Genomic DNA, 2,140 nt, shown 5'->3' with positions numbered 1-2,140 from the left:
ACCTCATCCCTCTTGTGCTGGCGCGAGGCCTCGGCGAACAGGTCGAACTTCAGCGCGCTGCGGGGGGTGATCATGGCAAGGGGGCAGGCTTTCTTGGGTCAGGAAGAGAGCGGTTGGGTTTTGAGAGGTTCCCTTGCGGATTCGGAGGTTTTGAGAGGTTTCCTGCTGACTCAGTGGCAATATTCAGCAGGTTTGCCATTTACAGCTTCGTTTTTCTGAGGGTTTTTTCGGCAATCGATGATTTCTTCTTGATATTTAAAAGTCAACTCGCAAGCACAAGAAATCTGAAAACTCCGAATCGAATCCCATGGGCCTCTGCAATTCAAAACCGACACGTGTTTACTCTCCCAGTCCCTCGACAATTTCACGCTCATCTGCGCCCAGCTCAGACTCAGAGGGCCAGAGAACAAAAAAAAAATTAACTGCGGACGGACCGCTTGCCAGGTTGCGGGAGAGATCGCAGCCCACCAATGGAGCAGGAAATGGCCGAGGCAACGAGCAGTGGAATTCGGTACTTTCCCACATGAATAACCCAAGCGGTGATCCGCGTATTTCGCGCGCGCTTGGCCTGGTAAAAGATATTTATTTAAATTCTGCCACTTTGCGTGATCGCTTAAACGCCGTTGCTCGCGAAGGAGGAGCAACTATCCGAATCGTTGCTGACGATGAAACGGGACACTCCTATGGTCATGCGGCCACGAGGATCCATGACAGAACCATTTTATTGACTGAATCCACAGCGAGCGACATTGATGGCAACCATCACCAGCTATTGAATACCCTTTTGATTGAACTGACCAATCTGGGGAGAGCGGCTGATTTTCAACAGGTCAACGCCGATTTTCAGCAAGGGAGAATAGGTGTTGCCAGGGCTGCTCACAATAAAGAACGCGCTGAATACGGAACCATTGAGGAAATGTCAAGCTATTATAGCGAGGCACGTCCTGAGATTGAGGCTGCGGGCTATGGAAATCCTTCGCTTTGGTATATGTCGCACGACGCATATACAGGCGCTCCCAGTCCCAGCTATCATTCATTCGAAGATTACTATGCCGTCGCTAGGCGCACGGGACATACCGATGTCCACAGAGATTTTTTTAGCAAATGGAAGAACTCCATGGAATCAAGTGATTGAGCCGAATTTTCAGGTTTTATGCCTATACGGTCATATTTCTTTAAAAAGTCCTCCGGCGGTAGGTAGGCCGCTCTGCTCAGCCATCGAACAGGGTAGGCACGCTTGGAGCGCGGGGCGCGTTCAGGTCTTCTGCGCCCAGCCGCTTCCCATCGGCATCGATGCGCGCCAGCGGCACGTAGCCGCCCGGTTCGCAGATGTACCAGACGATGGCACGCGCATTACGCTCTGATCAACCGCTTGCCGCTGTATTCATTCAATAGTTCGCTATATTTTTGATAGCGAATGATGATTGCATGCCCCGGCCTCATGGGCTGCCAGTGCATGTCTTCGAAGAGTTTTCCAACCAAGGTTTGGAGGTTTTTGAGAAATCCCTGCAAGTCAATCCATCAGCCATAGCCCGGATGAAGAAATAGAAAACCGAAGCAGGTATTGGGATGATGGTATTGATATCAATGGAGAGAGGATATTTTTTGAACGATATTATCCCTCTTGTAATCAACGGGAATATCTCGAGACTTCGCCTCCTTGAAGTCCTGTAGAACATGGCGCTGTAGGGCAAACTCCTCTTCGAGAAAGATATTTGCATTCTTGTACCTTATATCCTCTTCATCATAATTCATCATATAGTAATCTATATGCTCCAAAAATTGAATGGCCGAGTGACTGCATTTTTTCTACCGCCCTTCAAAACAAAATCAATCACCATCTCTATCACACCCAAAAATTTCAGGGCACCTTCTGATGCATCGAAATCATCTTCATTGACATCATCCACGTCCCATTCAATATCTTCCAGCAATGACTTGGCATGTTCTGCACTCCCTTTTTCCTGCCTGCCTTGAAAAATATCCAGAACTATTTTTTGCAGCAATTTGCTGCCGGATCGATATTGACATTCGATGAATTTATTGGGAACCTCTCAAAACCCAGCCCCTCTGTCTTTGACCGAGAACGCCTGAACCCGCCATAGCCATGATCACCCCCCGCAGCGCGCTGAAGTTCGAC

At 48.8% G+C, this 2,140-nt stretch carries 3 protein-coding genes; 2 read left to right on the top strand and 1 reads right to left on the bottom strand.

Annotation, left to right across the window (positions count from 1 at the left end):
* Together BLR05_RS26930 and BLR05_RS25560 are read left to right on the top strand one after the other, a co-directional pair.
* Positions 1 to 219, top strand: a 219-nt coding sequence (locus BLR05_RS26930; RefSeq protein ID WP_208606079.1) for a hypothetical protein, incomplete at its 5' end; no start/stop codon positions are given.
* A gap of 304 nt (positions 220 to 523) precedes the next feature.
* Positions 524 to 1,135 (top strand): hypothetical protein, encoded by a 612-nt coding sequence (locus BLR05_RS25560; RefSeq protein WP_208606078.1) that lies wholly within the window; start codon positions 524 to 526, stop codon positions 1,133 to 1,135.
* Positions 1,136 to 1,766: 631 nt separating this feature from the next.
* On the opposite strand, the gene BLR05_RS26390 is transcribed toward BLR05_RS25560, so the two are convergent.
* Complete coding sequence (locus tag BLR05_RS26390; RefSeq protein WP_143016055.1) at positions 1,767 to 2,006, bottom strand: hypothetical protein; 240 nt, start codon at positions 2,004 to 2,006, stop codon at positions 1,767 to 1,769.
* Between the last annotated feature and the right edge of the window lie 134 nt (positions 2,007 to 2,140).

Origin of the sequence: Paracidovorax cattleyae, from assembly GCF_900104515.1 — a bacterium.
GTDB lineage: Bacteria > Pseudomonadota > Gammaproteobacteria > Burkholderiales > Burkholderiaceae_C > Paracidovorax > Paracidovorax cattleyae.
This window is presented reverse-complemented; position numbering and strand designations above follow the sequence as displayed.

What these genes read in the sequence shown, in the direction of transcription:
- BLR05_RS25560 (WP_208606078.1), top strand. Translation starts at nt 524, where the DNA reads ATGAATAACCCAAGCGGTGATCCGCGTATTTCGCGCGCGCTTGGCCTG.